Genomic DNA, 2,012 nt, shown 5'->3' with positions numbered 1-2,012 from the left:
CCAGGAAATCGGCACCGTGGCCAAGAGCAGCGTGGCCCTGGCCGAGCGCGCCGGGTCACTGCTCGACGAAATGGTACCGTCCATCAGCAAGACCTCCGATCTGGTACAGGAAATCGCTGCGGCGTCCGAAGAACAGAGTAGCGGAGTCACTCAGATCAATAGCGCCATGCTGCAACTCAACCAGATCACCCAACAGAACGCCTCGGCCTCGGAAGAGCTGGCCGCGACCGCCGAAGAAATGAGCGGTCAGGCCGAGCAGCTGCAGCGCCTGATGGGCTTCTTCCACACCGGCGATGGTCGTGCGGCCCAGGACCTGGAGCGTGCCATCGAGCAGACGCGCCCGGCCATGAGCCGCGCGGCCCAGCCGACCCTGCGGCGTCCCCAGATGGCCGCGGGCGGCCTGCCGGACGGTTACGTCCGCTTCCCGGAGTAATGGCTTCATGACTGCCCTGACCCTTGGCGACATCGCCCACGAACACCTTGGCCACCAGCACCTGACCTTCGTGGTCGACGGTGAGACCTATGCGGTGGATACCCTCGCGGTGCGCGAGATCATCGAGTTCGGCCAACTGACCCAGGTCCCGCTGATGCCGGCCTGCATTCGCGGGGTGATCAATCTGCGCGGCGCCGTGGTCCCGGTGGTGGATCTGGAGGCCCGCTTCGGCGGCCGACCGACCCGGGTCGGCCCGCGGACCTGCATCGTGATCCTGGAAGTGTGCGCCGACGAAGACACCCAGGTGCTGGGCGTGGTGGTGGATGCGGTGAGCGAGGTGCTGGAAATCGCCGCGGCGGACATCCGTCCGGCGCCGGCCTTTGGCAGTCGCCTGGCGCCGCACTTCATCGCCGGCATGGTCAAGTCCGAAGACGGCTTCCTGACCCTGCTCGACGTGGCCCAGGTTCTGGACGTACAGGAACTGGCGAACCTGGCCCAGGCCGCCAGCTGAAAGACCCCGCATTGCCATGGGCGCCGGTAACCGGCGCCTCTTAACGAAGCAGTTTCAACCGGCGCCGGAGGCGCTTTTACCATGCTGAACTCACTTCGCGTCTCGACCAAGCTGGCGCTCGGCTTCGGGGCTGCCATCTTCTTGCTCTTGCTGACAATCGGCGTTGCCATCCTGAACATGGAGAAGATGAAGCAAGCGGCCGACACCATGTCTCAGCGCAATTTCCCCCTCACCGTGTTGGCCAATACCCTGACGCGCAACACCCTGGATTCCGGCCGGCTGATGCGTAACCTGCTGCTGCAGGACACGGTCGAGGCGCGCGCCAAGACCCTGGAAGACATCAAGCGGGTTCGCACGGAAAACGAGGAAATCCTGGCTGACCTGGGCCGGCGAGTGCAGAGCGATGAGGGCAAAGGCAAGCTCAATGCCATTGTCGAGAGCCGTCAGCGCCTGCAGGACAAGTACGCCGAATTCTTCCGGCTGTTGGATACGGATCGCGCCCAGGCACGGGACTACCTGCTCAATGTATTCGCGCCCAACAACAACGAACTCGTTGCTGCCGCCAACGGCTTGAATGAGCACCAGGCCCAGCGCATGGTCGCCTCGGGTGAAGAAGCCACCGCCGCCTATTTGGATGCCCGCAACCTGATGATGGTGATCGGGGTCGTCGCCGTCTTCGTGTCCGTCCTGCTCGGCTACCTGATCACCCGCAGCCTGATCCGGCAGCTGGGTGGTGAACCGGCCTATGCCGCCGAGGTGGTGCAGCGCGTCGCCCGTGGCGACCTGAGTGTCGAGGTGGCGACCCGCGAAGGCGACACCACCAGCATGCTGGCCTCCGTACGCACCATGACCACCACCCTGGCGCAGATCATCAGCGACGTGCGCAGCTCGGCCGATGGCCTGGCCAGCGCCTCGGAAGAGGTCTCGGCCACTGCCCAGAGCATGAGCCAGGCCAGCACCGAGCAGGCCGCCTCGGTCGAGGAAACCAGCGCCAGCATCGAACAGATGTCGGCTTCCATCGCCCAGAACACCGAGAACGCCAAGGTCACCGACGGCATGGCCGGCAAG

General features: G+C 65.0%; 2 protein-coding genes and 1 pseudogene. All 3 read left to right on the top strand.

Annotated elements, in window-relative coordinates; all coding sequences use genetic code 11:
- Window positions 1-433: pseudogene (locus tag GSQ95_RS25510) on the top strand (methyl-accepting chemotaxis protein); the annotation flags it as partial.
- 7 nt (window positions 434-440) lie between these two features.
- Window positions 441-944 (top strand): chemotaxis protein CheW, encoded by a 504-nt coding sequence (locus GSQ95_RS25505; RefSeq protein ID WP_133859377.1) that lies wholly within the window; start codon window positions 441-443, stop codon window positions 942-944.
- A gap of 81 nt (window positions 945-1,025) precedes the next feature.
- A partial coding sequence (locus tag GSQ95_RS25500; protein ID WP_178123851.1) for a methyl-accepting chemotaxis protein occupies window positions 1,026-2,012 on the top strand: 987 nt, incomplete at its 3' end.

Origin of the sequence: Pseudomonas sp. BAV 4579, from assembly GCF_009765395.1 — a bacterium.
Taxonomy (GTDB): Bacteria; Pseudomonadota; Gammaproteobacteria; order Pseudomonadales; family Pseudomonadaceae; genus Chryseomonas; species Chryseomonas aestiva.
The sequence above is the reverse complement of the archived record's forward strand: the minus strand, read 5'-3'. Positions and strand labels throughout refer to the sequence as shown.

What these genes read in the sequence shown, in the direction of transcription:
- GSQ95_RS25505 (WP_133859377.1), top strand. Translation starts at nt 441, where the DNA reads ATGACTGCCCTGACCCTTGGCGACATCGCCCACGAACACCTTGGCCAC.